Genomic DNA, 14,073 nt, shown 5'->3' with positions numbered 1-14,073 from the left:
GGTTGGGCGGGCAACAATCCCGCCCAACCGATCAGCCGGTGAGGGGCTGGCTCGGATCGAGGCCCTCCACCTCCCCCTGGAACACCCGGCTGGAGATGATGTCGTTGGCTTCGATTGTGATCAGATCGCGCTTGGTCAATCCGCCGCCACTGTGGTTGAACAGACGGTTGGCCTGGCGCATGCGGGCCCGGTCGATGGCGTTGCGGATCGAGCGGGCATTGGCGAAGAACGGCAGCTGCATCCGCCGCAGGATGTAGTCGGCAAAGGCGATGTTGGCCTCGTCGCTAAAGCGGTAGTTCTCGGCCGCCAGAATCAGCTTGGCAATTGATAACAACTCCTCAGCGCTGTAGTCGGGGAAGTCGATGTGGTTGGCCACCCTTGAGGAGAGCCCGGGATTGCTCTGGTAGAACACATCCATGCGATCCTTGTAACCGGCGAAGATCACCACCAGATCGTCGCGGTTGTTCTCCATCACCTGCAGCAGGATCTCGATCGCCTCGGCGCCGTAGTCGCGTTCGTTTTCGGGGCGGTAGAGGTAATAGGCCTCGTCGATGAACAGCACGCCGCCCATCGCCTTTTTGAGCATCTCCCGGGTCTTGGGAGCCGTATGCCCGATGTACTGGCCGACCAGATCATCGCGGGTGGCCGTGACCACATGGCCTTTGCGCAGGTAACCCAGGCGGTGCAGGATCTGGCTCATGCGCTCGGCCACCGTGGTCTTGCCGGTGCCCGGCCGCCCGGTGAACGACATGTGCAGGCTAGGGGCACCTGTGGCCAGCCCCACCTGTTTGCGGGCCCGCTCCACCACCAGCAGGGCAGCAATTTCACGGATGCGGGTCTTCACGGGCCTGAGGCCGATCAGTTCCTTGTCGAGTTGCTCCAGCACCTCATGCACCTGGGAGCCTTCGTAGGCCGCCTTGAGGTTGACCGGCGTGGCGTCATCAAGTTCATCACTGCTGGGCGCCTGAGGGGCGGAATCAGATCCGGGGTCAGCTGAGGAGACCATCGATGGCGGCGGCGAAGGAATGGTCGGCGTCGCTGAGCGCTTCGCCCTCCCCATCCGCCCGCAGGGTGATGTTGACGTAGGTGCGGCCGAAGCTGATGTCCGGGTAGCGGCCCTGCTGCTCGCAGAAGTCGTTGAGGCGATCGAGGAAAGCGCGGTTGCTGGCGTAATCGGCGAATTCCACGCGCCGCTCCAGGCGCACGGCCTGCTCGGGTTTGGGGCGTGGCGTCCAGGGCTGGTCCATGGGATACAAACTAAATGAGGGGCTGTTCGTTGCCTCAACCAAGGCCAGCGGTCACGCCAGGCAATCCGTGCGGGCCACCGCCAGGCGGCCGGCCCAGGCGGCGGCGTAGGCCCGGTTGGCGGCTTGGGCTTCCGGCGCCGTGCTTGTAAGCGGATGGGGGAAGGTGCCCCGAATGGCCGCGTTGGTGACGCAGAACATCGACTTCTGGAAGCTCATGCAGATCTTGACGCGCACGTCGCCCTCGCCCCGGGTGCGCTCCAGGTACCAGGCGTGCAAACGCTCCGGCAGGTGGCGGTACATGTCCTGCATCAGCAGGCTGGGCGGGATGCCGGCCCCCATCGTGGGAAGTGGATCGGCGTAGAGGGCGCCATAGGCGAACTGGGCCTGATCCGGGGAGATCTGCTGGGCCTGGGCGTTGAAACTCACGGTGCCCAGGAACGGCAGGCCCCGCAGGAACACCGCCTCCACATAGGGCACGGCCACATCCACCAGGAAGGTGAGGCCAGCCTCGGGCGGCAGCACCCACAGCTGTTCTCCGGCCACCTCCACCCCGTAGCTGATCGGGTTCGCGGCGGCGGCCACCAGGCCGTCCTTGATGAACTCCACCACCGCGTCGATCGAGGCCACGCGGCCGTCTGTTTCGGCGCGGGCCAGATCGAGGAACAGATCGCTCATCACCCGCCAGAACTGGCCCAGGGCGTGGGTGGTGGCGGCGGTGCGGATCAGCTCGATCAGAAAGCCCGGAAACAGCGGATGCAGCAGCGCCAGCAGCGGATCGCGGCGGGTCTTGCGGCGGATGATCGCGGCGCAGCCTGCGGCGAAGGCCTCCGAATCGAGATAGGCATCGAGGCCGCCGGTGCCGTGCCAGAGCATCGCCCTCATGCAGTATTCGGCGTACTCGAAATTGATCCGGTCGTGGTTGAGGTGGCGCCAGATCTTCCCCGGGCTCCTCTCGCCATCGAGGTATTTGAACAACGGAAACGGCAGCAGGAACTGCTGCTCGGCCTGGAAGATCAGGTTGGTGCTGTAGGCATCCAGCACCTCGCCGTAGCTCTTGAGCACATCCACCACTTCAATCAGGTGATCGGCGCTCTCCGCCAGCAGCGTGGCGCCGGCCAGCAGTTTCGACTGCAGCTCCTCGGCGCTGGGCATGCCGCCGGCGTGGACCAGATCGGCCGAGATGATCGGCATCAGCCCAGGCCTCCGCTCGTCAGGGCGACACCGTGGAGGGCAGCCGCCAGGGCCGGCAACTGCGCCATGGCCGTGGTGGCGGCCTCACTGAGCCGTCCAAGCCCAGCCGGCAGCAGACCGATGCCGACCACCCCGATCGCCAGGGCCATGGCGGGGATCGTTTCGCGGGGGGCCACCGCGGCGAGGTTCACATCCAGCCGGCCATGGACCACCGGATCGGTGATCGCGGTCACGGCCAGACGGCCGAAGAAGGCCCGGTTGACCAGCAACAGGAAGTACACAGCCGTGAGACCCGATCCCACCATGGAGAGCAGGGTGGCCACGGGAAAGGCGCTGATGCTGCCGCGGAACACCATGAACTCGGAGATGAATCCAGCCATCCCCGGCATCCCGGCGCTGGCCATCACCCCCAGAATCATCAAGGTGCCGGTGAAGGGCAAACCCCGCTCGGGGTTGAGCAGCCCATGGAGCACCGCCAGATCCCGGGTGCCGGTCTTGCGGTACACGATCCCAACGAGTAAAAAAAGTAGCGCCGAGATCAGGCCGTGACTCACCATCTGGAACACCGCCCCGAGCATGGCGACGGGTGTCGCCGCGGCGGCGGCCAGCAGGATGTAGCCCATGTGGCCCACGGAGCTATAGGCCACCATCCGTTTCATGTCCTTCTGGGCGATGGCCGCCAGCGAACCGAACAGCACCGAGATCGCCGCCCAGATTGCCAGAGCCGGGGCCAGTTGCGCCCAGGCCTCGGGGAACAGCCCCAGGCAGAAGCGCAGCAGGCCATAGGTGCCCAGTTTCAGCAGCACGCCGGCGAGCAGCACCGACACCGGCGTTGACGCCTGGGTGTGGGCATCGGGCAACCAGTTGTGGAAGGGAAACAGCGGCACCTTGATGCCGAAGCCGATCAGCAGCGCCCCCAGCAACAGCAGCTGGCTGCCCATCGACAATTGTTCACTGGTGATCGGCGTGAGGCTGAAATCCACCGTGCCGGTGAACAGAGCCAGACCGAGGAAGGCGCCCAGGATCAGCATCCCTGAAACCGCCGTGAAGATCAGGAACTTTGTGGCGGCATAGGCGCGGTTGGTGCCACCCCAGATGCTGATCAGGGCCCAGAGCGGAATCAGCTCCAGCTCATAGAAGAGGAAGAAGAGCAGCAGGTTCTCGGCCAGAAAGGCACCGTTCACGGCCCCACTGATCACCATCAGGAGGGCGAAATAGAAACGCGGCCGCTTGTCGATGTCGCGGGTGCAGATCGCCGAGACCAGCGTGAGGGCGGAGTTGATCAGCACCAACGGCAGCGACAGGCCATCGATGCCAAGCTTGTAGCTGAGCCCCAGGCTGCCCACCCACGGGAGCGACTCCTGCAGTTGCATGGCGCTGTTGCCGGGGTCGAACCGGGCCAGCACTACCAGGCTCCAGGCCAGCTGCAGGCCCAGCACCACCAGCGTGATCGTGCGCATGCGCCCCTTGGCCGGGTTGCCTGGCCAGAGGGCCAGCAGCAGGGCCCCACCGAAGGGAATCAGCAGCAGCAGGCTCAGCATGGGGTGCACCTCATCCCTGCCACCACTGGAGCGAGGTGAGCAGCAACACGATCGCCACCATCACCGTGAGCACATAGGTTTGCAGCTGGCCGCTCACCCCCAGCTTGAACCCCTCGGCGCTGGCCAGGGTGAGGCGGCCGATGCCGTTCACCAGGCCGTTGACCAGGCTGCGGTCGAGCCAGTCGGTGAGCCTGGCCAGGCCGGCCACCGCCGCCACGATCGTGGCCCGGTAGATGCGATCGGTGTAGAAGTCGGAGGCGAGCAGGTCCTGCAGGACCCGCAGTGGCTGGATCATCGAGCTCGACCAGAACTTGTTCAGCGGCGCCACCGCGCCGCCGGCCATCCCCACCAGGCCGCTGGCGGCCACCGCGGCGGCCACCGTCCAGGGGATGGCGCCGATGCCGGGCAGCGGATCGAAGCGGGCCATCAGCGCCGGAATCAGCGCCACCAGCACCGTGAGGCTCACCATCGGCAACGCCATCAGCCAGTTCACCTCCGGGGCGCGCTTGGTTTTGGGCATCGGCGGGCCAAGGAACACGTGCCGGTACACACGGGTGAGGTTGAAGGCGGTGAGGCCATTGGTGAGCAGGCACACGGCCGCGAAGAAGGGCTGCTGCTGCGCGAAGCTCTGCACCAGCAGGCCAAAGCACCAGAAGCAGCCCAGGGGCAGCAGGCCCACCAGGCCGGCGCTGCCCACCAGGTAGGCGGTGGTGGTGGCGGGCATGCGGGAGCCGAGGCCGCCCAGTTCGGTGAGGTCCTGGCAGCTGGTGGTGGCGATGATGCTGCCCACGCTCATGAAGATCAGCGCCTTGGCCAGGCCGTGGGTGAACAGCAGCAGCAGCGCGATCGCCGGCTGCTGCAGGGCAATGGCGATGAACACCAGGCCCAGATAGGAGGTCGTCGAGTAGGAGAAGGCCCGTTTGATGTCCACCTGGGCGATCGCCACCAGGGCGCCGGCCACGGCGCTGATCGTGCCCACCACCAGCAGAACGGTGGTGGCCAGGGGGGAGAAGCGCAGCAGCGGCATCACCTTCATCAGCACCAGGGCGCCGGCGGTGACGACCACCGAGTTGCGCAGGATCGAGGCCGGGTTCGGCCCCTCCATCGCCTCATCGAGCCAGAGGTGCATCGGGAACTGGGCGCACTTGCCCATCGGCCCGGCGATCAGCCCCAGGCCCAGCAGCGTGCCGGCCAGGGGTGAGAGCGCACCGCTGGCATCAGCCTCGGCGGCCCAGACGTAGAGATCCTGGAACTCCGTCGAGCCCGCCCAGGCCGACAGCGCCACCATCCCCATCAGCAGCAGCACATCACCCACCCGCTTGGTGAGGAAGGCGTCGCGAGCGGCCGTGACCACCAGCGGCTGGGCATACCAGAAACCCACCAGCAGGTAGGTGGAAAGGGTGAGCATCTCCAGCAGGAAATAGCTCATGAACAGGCTGCTGCTCAGCACCACGCCTGCCAGAGCTCCCTCAAAGAAACCCACCAGCGCGTAGAAACGCGCCAGCGACCATTCCTTATCGAGGTAGCCGAGGGCGTACACCTGGCCCAGCAGGCTCATGCCCGTCACCAGCTCGAGCGCCGCCAGGTTGGTGAGCGAGAGGTCGAAGCCGATGCGCAGGTTGAGGTCGGCGACCTGGAACCAGGTGAACTCCAGGTGCTGGGGGCCGTACTGCCACACCTGCCGCAGGATCCAGCTGCCGTGCATCACAGCCAGCAGCGTGACCAGCAGGTTCAGATACGCCGCAGGGCGTGGGCCGTTGCGCTTGAACCACCCCGCCGCCCACGGCAGCGACAGAGCCATGCCGCCGAATCCGTAGAGGGGAATCAGCCAGACCAGCTGGATCGGCAGGGGCAAGGAGGGGGGCAAGGGGTGGTGGAGGTGACCCGCATGGGGTTCAGAAGGTGGCGCGATCCATGGCGCCCGCTCGCCCGCCGCCGAGTTCGCCGAGCCACTGGGCCAGGTCCTCTCCGTGCTGCAGCTCGTCGTTCCAGAGCTCGCGGAAGAAGGCCCCGTTGTCGTGATCGCCGATCAGCTGGCAGAAGCGCACAGCTTCAGCGTAGTGATCCACCTGGGCGGCCTCGAGCTGGGCGTTCTGGCGTAACAGTCCCAGCAGATCGCCTGCCGTGGTGACCGGCCGCAGCTGGGAGGAGGCAGGGGCAACCCCCAGGGAGAGCATGCGCTGCACCAGGCGCTCCGCATGCCGAAGTTCCTCCACGGTTTCGAGGCGGAAGCGCTCCGCCGCCTGTTGGTCGCCCCATCGCTCGGCCAGGGCGGATTGGGTCATGTATTGCTGGACGGCGCTGAGTTCGAGACTGAGGGCCCGGCCGAGGAAGGCCAGGACCCTGGCGTGAACGGCGACCATCGTGATCAAAGCCGGCGGATGGCGTCGGTAGGAACGAGCACGGGCTCGACTTCACTGTGGGGCCGGGCAATGATGTGGGCCGCCACCAGGCCGTCGCCCACGCGCTCGCAGGCATCGGCCCCGGCCCGCACGGCGGCGTTCACGGCACCGGTTTCACCGCGCACCATCACGGTGACGTAGCCACCACCCACGAATTCTCGCGCCACCAGGGTGACTTCGGCGGCCTTGGTCATGGCGTCGGCGGCCTCAATGGCAGGCACCAGACCGCGGGTTTCGATCAGACCGAGGGCGATGCCTTGATGGGAGGGAGCCATGGGAAGGGGGGTGGGGGAGGAGGAGGGACGGTTGGGGGTGGAGCTGCCGCCTGAGCCCGCGCCGCTGCCCGAGCGGGCGGTGGAGGCCCGGGCAGGAGTGCTGCGGGCGGGCGCGGCCTTGGCGCTGGTGGTCCGGGCCGCTGGGGTGGCCGCTGCCGCCGCTGCTGCGACGGGGACGGCTTTGGCCAAGGCAACGGTGGGCACAGCGGGCTTGGCCTCGGCAGCCGCTTTTGCAGGGGCTGGCTCGGCCGCCGCCGGCAGGGCTTTGGGGCCGCCGGCGGGGGGGGTGATCGCTTTTCGGGAGCTGCTGGGGCGGGAGCGGGGGGTGGCCATGACGGTGAAGCGGTGGGGAATGATTCAGGGAAAACGCCTTCAGCCGTCCGGGGTCCAGTGGTCGATGATGCCGGCGATGGTGAGATCCGTCAGGGTCTCGGGATTGGTGCAGGCAAAGCGGGCGGCGGAACCACTGGCGGTGAACACCCAGTTCCCGGGGGAGGCGCCCACCTGGTCCACCGCCACGCTTTCCTTGCCCTTGGTGTTGCGCAGGACGCGCAGGTTCATGTGGCCAAGCCCGTCGACCCGCTGGGTGCACGTGATCGAGCCGGTGACCTGCATGATTTCCATCAGCGCCCCCCCCCGCCCTCGGGCCCATCGACGGAGGTTGGGGTAGCGGTGGAGGTGGTCTTGGGCTCCGCTTTGCCGGCGTCGGGATTCCAGTGGTCGATGATCCCGACGATGGTCAGATCACTGGGGTACGACTTGCTGCCGGCTGCCTCCCTGGCCGCCGAGCTGCCCACGCAGATGACCCAGTCGCCGGGGATGCAGCCCACGGCGTCGACCGCCACTTTCTGGGTGCTGCCATCGAGCACCACCTGCAGATGCTTGTGCTCGAAGCCTGGGATGCGGTTGGTGGAGACGAGCGGTTTGAGAACCTGGCAGATCAGCATGTCAGTGGACCTCCTCGGCGTCGAAGGAGATCGATGAGCCGACGGTCTCCGCCGGGCTGTGACGGTCCCGGTCGCGCACCGTCAACAGGGTGTGCAGCAGCCCGTCGTGGCAGAGCGTCTCGTAGCGCGACTCGATGGCGGAACGCACCCGTTGGCAGTGGCCGATGGCCCGATCCCGGGCCCCGGGCACGCTGCCGTGGTAGTCAAAGCGAATCACCACCGGGATCGGCAACCCCCGCGAGACGTTGAGGCCGCGGAAGATCTTCACCCCCACATCCAGGTCTGGTGCCCCCTCCTCCACGGTGTCCATGTAGGCGAAGTAGGTGAGGTTGCGCAGGTGGATTTCCTTGAAACCGATGCCCACGCCGATGAAGCGTTCGGCATGACCCGCCTGGCCGTAGCTGCCGCCGTGGTACTGGCGCACGTAGTCGATCTGGGAGAGGTTGTTCTCGAGCAACCTGGCGATCAGCCGCACCATGCCGGGATCACTCGGACCCGCTGCCGCCTGCTCCACCAGCGTGAGGATCCGTTGACGACCCTCCTGGGCCCCGAGCTTTGCGGTGTCGTCGTAGACGCTGCGGGCATCGAGCCAGTTGGTCAGATCGGTGTGGCCATCGAGGCTGGGCACGTGAACCCGGATCGCATCGGTGTCGGTGTCCAGGCCGATCAGCAGCAGATCCACCGAGGCCCCGCAGCAGAAACTGTTCTCGACCGCCTCACGGAAATCGTTGAGGCGCCGCAGGCCCGAGGCGGCGGCGGCGCTGTCGTCGCTGCCGTGGGCCGCACAGCCCTCGTGGTGAGGGTCGCGGGAACTGAAGTGATAGAGCACCACCTTCAGGTAGTGGGTGGGTTCGTGGGCCCCATTGGGACGTGCTTCGCGGAAACGCAGGTGCTCGGTCTTCACCCAGCGGTCCACCGTGTTTTCCACATCGAACATCGCTCCGGCATGGGAACGGCGCCGCACGGAGCTGAAGGGCAGACGCAGGACGTAGGCGATGGCGTGGGCCAGGCGACCGTCGGAGCAGGGGGTGATGTCCAGCAGGTGAAAGCCATCGGCGATCAGCTCGGCGTTGAATGCCGTGCCATCACGGCCATGGAGGGGATCGTCAGCGAAGAAACCATCGCTCACGGAGCGGTAGGTCTCGAACACGCACCAGGCGAACAGGGTGCGCATGTCCAGCTGGCTGACCCAGGCCTTCTCCAGAATCTGGACCGGCAACGGAAAGCCGAGGCTCGCCTGGGCCAGTCGCTGGGCCAGGGCGACGAAATCGCTCTCGTGCTGCAGGGCGGAGATCTCCTTGAGCACTGGAACGATGCGCTCAAAGGCGGTCTGCACCCGTGCCTCGTAGGACTGCAGCAGGGCATTGCTCCGCCCGTCGCTGAGCGGATGGAGGCTCCCCCGCCAGGCTCTGGCGGGGGCGGCGAAGGATGGGTCGCTGACCGCTTTGGCGACGATCGACTCTCGAGCGAGGGCCTCTGGCCCCAGTGGCGTGGGCCTGCGGCGGGGCGCCGTGGGGGCCATGGGCCGTGGGGCTGTCGCAGGGCGACGTGGCATCAACCTCGGGCGCCTCCGGAGACGGTGATCAACGAACCCTGGTCGTAGTTGCCGCTGGATCCGGTGACCGGGCTGGTGGGGCGGGGCAGATCCTCGTTGCGCTTGCGCTGATGGGGCGCCATCGCCGCCATCGAACCGATGCGGGTGGGGTTGCGACGGCGTGCGGAGACCCCTTCGGTACCCGTGACCCGTTCACCGCGATCCCAGTCGTCGCCGGTGATCTTCAAGCCGGCCGAGATGCCTTCACCGGTGACGCGCGACACAGGGCGCACATCCTCATCGACGCTCACCGGGGCGTGGCTTGGGCTGGCCTCGATGGTGCTGGGGCGACGATCAAAGCGGAACTGTTCGGTGCCGGTGACAGTGTCACCGGCCAGATCAAAAGGGCCGGTGATCTTCGCGCTGGTTTCGTAGCGGGTGCCGGTGACGGAGCTGCTCCGTTGCTGGTTGTGATGGGCCGCCTGGGCGGGGGACTGCACGCTGAATCGCTGCCAGGCGGCCGGGGTGTCCAGTGGTTGGGGGAAATCCGGTTCCTGGGCGGCCAGGGCGGCCGCAGCTGTGCCGCAGGCTGAGGCGAACTGGTCGCCACCGATGTAGGGGGTGCCGGTGATGCTTTCACAGGCTCCCTTGGCTGCGCCGGTCATGACCCCACCGATCCCCGGCTGGATGCCGCTCATGCGGGCCCCGGGGGTGCCGGCACGGGCCGGGGTGCGTTGGCGGATGGCGCGCAGATCGTCACTGCTGCACCAGTCGCCCGCCTGATCCAGGCCGGCGTAGGGGGTGCCGGTGACCGACTTGCAGGTGCCGGCTTCATCGCCGGTGACGCTGGCGGAACGTCCGGTGCGGGTACCCGAGACCACCTGGGCCTTGTTGGTGATGCTGAAGCCCACCTTGGCGGCTTCCGGTGCGGGCTGGCTGCCGCAGTAGTGGTCGTACTGCTGGCTGCCGATGTACTCGTCGCCGGTCACGAGCTTGCAGGTGCCGGGCTCATTCCCCGTGACCTTGTCGGAGCGACCGACCAGGGTGCCGGTGACACCCGTACCTCTCAGGGTCAGGGCCTCGCCAACCTTGGCAGGGGCCTGGCCCGGCGTGGCGAGCGAGTCGTTGCTGACGTACTGGGTGCCTGTGGGTTGAATCCCGGCTCCGTGCTCATCACCGGTGACCCGCTCGGATCGGCCGACGAGTACGCCGGAGACCTTGCGCCCTCCCACGGTCTGGGCCACTCCCACCTTCCGGGGGGAGGGGTTGCTCGCGGTCTTGCTGCCGCACCAGGTGGCGGCCTGGTTGGGGGAGAGGTATTCGGTGCCGGTGACGGTCTTGCAGGTGCCGGGCTCATCGCCGGTGACCTTTTCCGAGCGCCCCACCTCATTGCCGGTGACCCGGTTGCCGTGGCTGGTGGCGCTGATGCGCACCTTGGCGGGCTGGTTGGGGGCTGGATCGCTCTGGCAGAAGCTGCGGAAGATTTCGGCGCCGAGGTATTCGGTACCGGTGATCGTGCGGCAGGTGCTGGCTTCGTTGCCGGTGGTCTTCTCGGAGCGGTTGGCCTGGGTGCCGGTCACCACCTGACCGCGACCGGTTTCGCTCGCGCCCACCTTCCAGGGGGCGTCCTGGGCGGGGGCGGCCGTTGCCTCGGGGTTCTTGCCGCGGCGAGGGCCGCAGGGACGGCAACTGCCACCGGTGTTGCGGGCGATCGCCGAGGCGCCGGTCTTGCTCCTGAGGTCGCGGATGCGGTGGGACAGTTCCCGGCTGTTCATCTCGGGATTGGCCTGACGCATGGCGGCCCCGCCGCTCACCGTGCCGGTGTTGGCTGACTTGCCATGTTTCGAGAGAGCGTCCCGTCGTGCCAGCACAAGGGCTCGGCTGGGGTTGTGCTGGGACAGGGCCCGCTTGCCCGAGGAACGGCTGGGGCTGGTGGTGCGGCTTGGAACCGTCGCGGAGCGATCTTGGAAGAGGCTGTCCTGGGGCGCGCTGGCCTTCTGCTGGACAGGGGCAGCCGCAGGGGGCTTGGCGGCCCTGGCCTGCTCGCTGCGGGTGCGATCAAGGCTCCTGTCGGCGCGTTTTCCTTTCTTGCTCAGGGCCTCTCGGCGTGCCAGGGCCAGGTCACGGCTGGGGTTGGAGAGCGGGCTGCGCTTGATGGTTCTCGGGGCATCGCTCCAGGCCCTTGCCCGGGGAGCGGCGTTGGGCGGAGGGCTGGCCTGGGCAGCGGGTTGGGGAGCGACCGCGGCGGCCGCCTGGGTCCGGCTCGCCCGGGTTTCCGAGCCACTGCGTACCCGGTCGGGGCTGCTGGAGAAACGCTTTTCGGCGCTCTTGCCGGAGTTGGAGAGCGCCAACCGGCGAGCAAGGGCCGCTTCGCGACTGGATTGAGTTGCCATATCCGCCCGATGAAGAAAAGTCGTGGTTGCTCCAACTCCGGGGGTCGTTTCAGCGATCCCCTGGACTGGATGTCGACACCGTGGCTACGGGATCGCGATTGTCATCAATAACAGTGGTCCCGACCGAAGCCGGGACCACTGGGGTTCAGCGTGCTTCGAAAACCACGAAGCAGGAACCCTGACTCTGGGTGTAGGCGTCATAGCCCACAAGACGCACGTGGTGGTCGGGGTAGGCCCGATGGCAGGACTCGAGCTCGTTGACGATCACACCGAGATCTTTCTCACCGAAGAAGGGGAGCTTCCAGTACGACCAGTAGGTCGCCATCGAACGGCTGGGGTGAACGTGCTCGACCAGGGGACTCCAACCCTGGGCAATGATGTAGGCGATCTGGTCGTAGATCTCGTCCTGGGACATCGGCGGGAGGAAGCCGAAGGTCTCCAGGGTGGCGACTGTTTGGTAGTCACCCACGGTGCTCTTGAAGGGCATGGGGATGGTGGGAATGAAGGTTGGTGGGAAACGACCCGGGCCGCTGCGGCAAGGGAGAGGAGCCAGAGAACCCGGCCTCTCTCCTTCAGCTCAGACGATCAGGCGGTGACGTCGAGTTTGTCGACGGTGTCGAACTCGAACTTGATCTCCTTCCAGGTTTCAAGGGCGATCGCCAGTTCGGGGCTGTGCTTCGCAGCTTCCATGAGGATGTCGCGGCTTTCCTTCTCGATCTCACGGCCGGCATTGCGGGCCTTGACGCAGGCTTCGAGGGCCACGCGGTTGGCGGCAGCTCCAGCCGCGGAGCCCCAGGGGTGGCCGTGGGTGCCACCACCGAACTGCAGCACGGAATCGTCGCCGAAGATCGCCACCAGTGCGGGCATGTGCCACACGTGGATGCCACCGGAAGCCACGGCGAAGACGCCGGGCATCGAACCCCAGTCCTGGTCGAAGAAGTTGCCGCGGCTGCGGTCTTCGGGAACGAAGGATTCACGCAGCTGGTCGATGAAGCCGAGCGTGGTCTGACGGTCACCTTCGAGCTTGCCCACCACGGTGCCGGTGTGGAGCTGGTCACCACCGGAGAGGCGCAGACACTTGGCCAGCACACGGAAGTGGATGCCGTGCTTGGGGTGACGGTCGATCACCGCGTGCATGGCACGGTGAATGTGGAGCAGCATGCCGTTCTTCCGGCACCACTTCGACAGACCGGTGTTGGCCGTGAAGCCACCAGTGATGTAGTCGTGCATGATGATCGGCTGATTGAGTTCCTTGGCGAACTCGGCCCGCTCATACATCTCCTCGGGAGTGGCGGCGGTGCAGTTGAGGTAGTGCCCCTTCTTCTCGCCGGTTTCCTCCTGGGCGAGCTGCACGGCTTCGGCCACGAACTCGAAGCGGTTCTGCCAGCGCTGGAACGGCTGGGAGTTGATGTTCTCGTCGTCCTTGGTGAAGTCGAGACCACCGCGGAGGCATTCGTAGACCACCCGCCCGTAGTTCTTGCCCGACAAGCCCAGCTTGGGCTTGATGGTGCAGCCCAGCAGGGGACGGCCATACTTGTTCATCCGGTCACGTTCGACGCAGATGCCGTTCGGGGGACCCGGGCAGGTCTTGATGAAGGCCATCGGGAAGCGGATGTCCTCCAGGCGCAGGTGGCGCAGGGCCTTGAAGCCGAACACGTTGCCGACCAGGGAGGTCAGCACGTTGGTGATCGAGCCTTCCTCGAACAGATCGAGCGGGTAGGCGATGAAGGCGTAGAACGACTCCTTGTCGCCAGGGACTTCTTCGATCCGGTAGCAACGACCTTTGTAGAAGTCGAGGTCGGTGAGCAGCTCGGACCACACGGTGGACCAAGTGCCCGTGGAAGATTCAGCGGCCACGGCGGCGGCCACTTCTTCCCTGGGTACACCTTCCTGGCCGGTGACCTTGAAGCAGGCCAGCAGGTCGGTGTCGAGGGGGATGTAATCAGGAGTCCAGTAGGTGTCGCGGTACTCCTTGACTCCTGCGTCGTACTTCTTGCTCATAGGGAGATCTCCAGTTGGGTCGGTTGGGAATGGATTAAAGGAATGGGCGCTTCGTCAGCTTCGCCTCAGTCCTCAGTCCTTCTGACCGAGAAAGTTGCTGCTGCTCCCCAGAGCCGGTTCCACCTCGCGATGGGGGCGGGCGATGATGTGGGCGGCCACCAGGCCGTCACCAACGCGCTCACAAGCGTCAGCGCCGGCGCGGACGGCGGCGTTGACGGCGCCGGTTTCACCGCGCACCAGCACGGTGACGTAGCCGCCGCCAACGAATTCGCGGCCGATCAGGCGCACTTCTGCAGCCTTGGTCATGGCGTCAGCCGCCTCGATGGCCGGGACGAGCCCCCGGGTTTCGATCATGCCGAGGGCGATGCCCATGATTTCGTTAGCCATTGCCTACTCCTGGAAGAGGGGGGGTGGAATGTTCGTTCGTCACCATGGTCGGCGGCTTACCCCCCCGTCAAGGATTTTTGGTATGCCGAGTCATCACGGTCCGTGCTGGCATCAATAAGTGCGTCTGATCAGTGCGTCACAAAACGTTGGTTTTC

At 66.4% G+C, this 14,073-nt stretch carries 14 protein-coding genes; all 14 read right to left on the bottom strand.

What is annotated here, in order from left to right:
* Nucleotides 1-31: 31 nt before the first annotated feature.
* The gene (cbbX, locus tag KBZ13_RS03400; protein WP_255006269.1) at nt 32-1,006 is read right to left on the bottom strand and encodes a CbbX protein; all 975 of its coding nucleotides are present in this window, start codon (nt 1,004-1,006) and stop codon (nt 32-34) included.
* Nucleotides 990-1,247, bottom strand: a complete 258-nt coding sequence (locus KBZ13_RS03395; RefSeq protein WP_255006267.1) for a 4a-hydroxytetrahydrobiopterin dehydratase — start codon at nt 1,245-1,247, stop codon at nt 990-992. Before KBZ13_RS03395 ends, cbbX begins: the two co-directional genes overlap by 17 nt.
* A 51-nt stretch (nt 1,248-1,298) precedes the next feature.
* Nucleotides 1,299-2,438 (bottom strand): CO2 hydration protein, encoded by a 1,140-nt coding sequence (locus KBZ13_RS03390; RefSeq protein WP_255006255.1) that lies wholly within the window; start codon nt 2,436-2,438, stop codon nt 1,299-1,301.
* On the bottom strand, nt 2,438-3,979 hold the full coding sequence (locus KBZ13_RS03385; RefSeq protein ID WP_255006253.1) for an NADH-quinone oxidoreductase subunit M: 1,542 nt from the start codon (nt 3,977-3,979) through the stop codon (nt 2,438-2,440). Before KBZ13_RS03385 ends, KBZ13_RS03390 begins: the two co-directional genes overlap by 1 nt.
* Before the next feature lie 10 nt (nt 3,980-3,989).
* A complete protein-coding gene (locus KBZ13_RS03380) occupies nt 3,990-5,846 on the bottom strand; it encodes an NAD(P)H-quinone oxidoreductase subunit F (protein ID WP_255006251.1) in 1,857 nt (618 codons plus the stop codon).
* Between the two features lie 28 nt (nt 5,847-5,874).
* Nucleotides 5,875-6,342 carry a ferritin-like domain-containing protein gene (locus KBZ13_RS03375; protein ID WP_255006249.1) on the bottom strand — a complete coding sequence of 156 codons (468 nt, stop codon included), beginning with the start codon at nt 6,340-6,342 and terminating at the stop codon, nt 5,875-5,877.
* A gap of 5 nt (nt 6,343-6,347) precedes the next feature.
* Nucleotides 6,348-6,989 carry a BMC domain-containing protein gene (locus KBZ13_RS15705; protein WP_315859594.1) on the bottom strand — a complete coding sequence of 214 codons (642 nt, stop codon included), beginning with the start codon at nt 6,987-6,989 and terminating at the stop codon, nt 6,348-6,350.
* A gap of 39 nt (nt 6,990-7,028) precedes the next feature.
* Nucleotides 7,029-7,280, bottom strand: coding sequence for a carboxysome peptide B (locus tag KBZ13_RS03365; protein ID WP_255006247.1), 252 nt, complete (start codon nt 7,278-7,280; stop codon nt 7,029-7,031).
* Entirely contained in the window at nt 7,280-7,603 is a 324-nt protein-coding gene (locus tag KBZ13_RS03360; RefSeq protein WP_255006245.1) for a carboxysome peptide A, read from the bottom strand. The genes KBZ13_RS03365 and KBZ13_RS03360 overlap by 1 nt, the downstream gene beginning before the upstream one ends.
* 1 nt (nt 7,604) lies before the next feature.
* A complete protein-coding gene (locus KBZ13_RS03355) occupies nt 7,605-9,125 on the bottom strand; it encodes a carboxysome shell carbonic anhydrase (RefSeq protein ID WP_255006243.1) in 1,521 nt (506 codons plus the stop codon).
* Between the two features lie 32 nt (nt 9,126-9,157).
* A complete protein-coding gene (locus tag KBZ13_RS03350; RefSeq protein WP_255006233.1) occupies nt 9,158-11,530 on the bottom strand; it encodes a CsoS2 family carboxysome shell protein in 2,373 nt (790 codons plus the stop codon).
* Between the two features lie 145 nt (nt 11,531-11,675).
* Complete coding sequence (locus KBZ13_RS03345; protein WP_255006231.1) at nt 11,676-12,017, bottom strand: ribulose bisphosphate carboxylase small subunit; 342 nt, start codon at nt 12,015-12,017, stop codon at nt 11,676-11,678.
* A 98-nt stretch (nt 12,018-12,115) separates the two neighbouring features.
* Nucleotides 12,116-13,531, bottom strand: a complete 1,416-nt coding sequence (locus KBZ13_RS03340; RefSeq protein WP_255006229.1) for a form I ribulose bisphosphate carboxylase large subunit — start codon at nt 13,529-13,531, stop codon at nt 12,116-12,118.
* A 72-nt stretch (nt 13,532-13,603) separates the two neighbouring features.
* On the bottom strand, nt 13,604-13,918 hold the full coding sequence (locus tag KBZ13_RS03335; RefSeq protein WP_255006227.1) for a BMC domain-containing protein: 315 nt from the start codon (nt 13,916-13,918) through the stop codon (nt 13,604-13,606).
* Between the last annotated feature and the right edge of the window lie 155 nt (nt 13,919-14,073).

The organism is Cyanobium sp. ATX 6F1 (genome assembly GCF_024346315.1).
Lineage (GTDB): Bacteria > Cyanobacteriota > Cyanobacteriia > PCC-6307 > Cyanobiaceae > ATX-6F1.
This window is presented reverse-complemented; position numbering and strand designations above follow the sequence as displayed.

What these genes read in the sequence shown, in the direction of transcription:
- KBZ13_RS03345 (WP_255006231.1), bottom strand. Translation starts at nt 12,017, where the DNA reads ATGCCCTTCAAGAGCACCGTGGGTGACTACCAAACAGTCGCCACCCTG.
- KBZ13_RS15705 (WP_315859594.1), bottom strand. Translation starts at nt 6,989, where the DNA reads ATGGCCACCCCCCGCTCCCGCCCCAGCAGCTCCCGAAAAGCGATCACC.
- KBZ13_RS03395 (WP_255006267.1), bottom strand. Translation starts at nt 1,247, where the DNA reads ATGGACCAGCCCTGGACGCCACGCCCCAAACCCGAGCAGGCCGTGCGC.
- KBZ13_RS03390 (WP_255006255.1), bottom strand. Translation starts at nt 2,438, where the DNA reads ATGCCGATCATCTCGGCCGATCTGGTCCACGCCGGCGGCATGCCCAGC.
- KBZ13_RS03385 (WP_255006253.1), bottom strand. Translation starts at nt 3,979, where the DNA reads ATGCTGAGCCTGCTGCTGCTGATTCCCTTCGGTGGGGCCCTGCTGCTG.
- KBZ13_RS03375 (WP_255006249.1), bottom strand. Translation starts at nt 6,342, where the DNA reads ATGGTCGCCGTTCACGCCAGGGTCCTGGCCTTCCTCGGCCGGGCCCTC.
- KBZ13_RS03355 (WP_255006243.1), bottom strand. Translation starts at nt 9,125, where the DNA reads ATGGCCCCCACGGCGCCCCGCCGCAGGCCCACGCCACTGGGGCCAGAG.
- KBZ13_RS03335 (WP_255006227.1), bottom strand. Translation starts at nt 13,918, where the DNA reads ATGGCTAACGAAATCATGGGCATCGCCCTCGGCATGATCGAAACCCGG.
- KBZ13_RS03360 (WP_255006245.1), bottom strand. Translation starts at nt 7,603, where the DNA reads ATGCTGATCTGCCAGGTTCTCAAACCGCTCGTCTCCACCAACCGCATC.
- KBZ13_RS03340 (WP_255006229.1), bottom strand. Translation starts at nt 13,531, where the DNA reads ATGAGCAAGAAGTACGACGCAGGAGTCAAGGAGTACCGCGACACCTAC.
- KBZ13_RS03365 (WP_255006247.1), bottom strand. Translation starts at nt 7,280, where the DNA reads ATGGAAATCATGCAGGTCACCGGCTCGATCACGTGCACCCAGCGGGTC.
- KBZ13_RS03350 (WP_255006233.1), bottom strand. Translation starts at nt 11,530, where the DNA reads ATGGCAACTCAATCCAGTCGCGAAGCGGCCCTTGCTCGCCGGTTGGCG.
- cbbX (WP_255006269.1), bottom strand. Translation starts at nt 1,006, where the DNA reads ATGGTCTCCTCAGCTGACCCCGGATCTGATTCCGCCCCTCAGGCGCCC.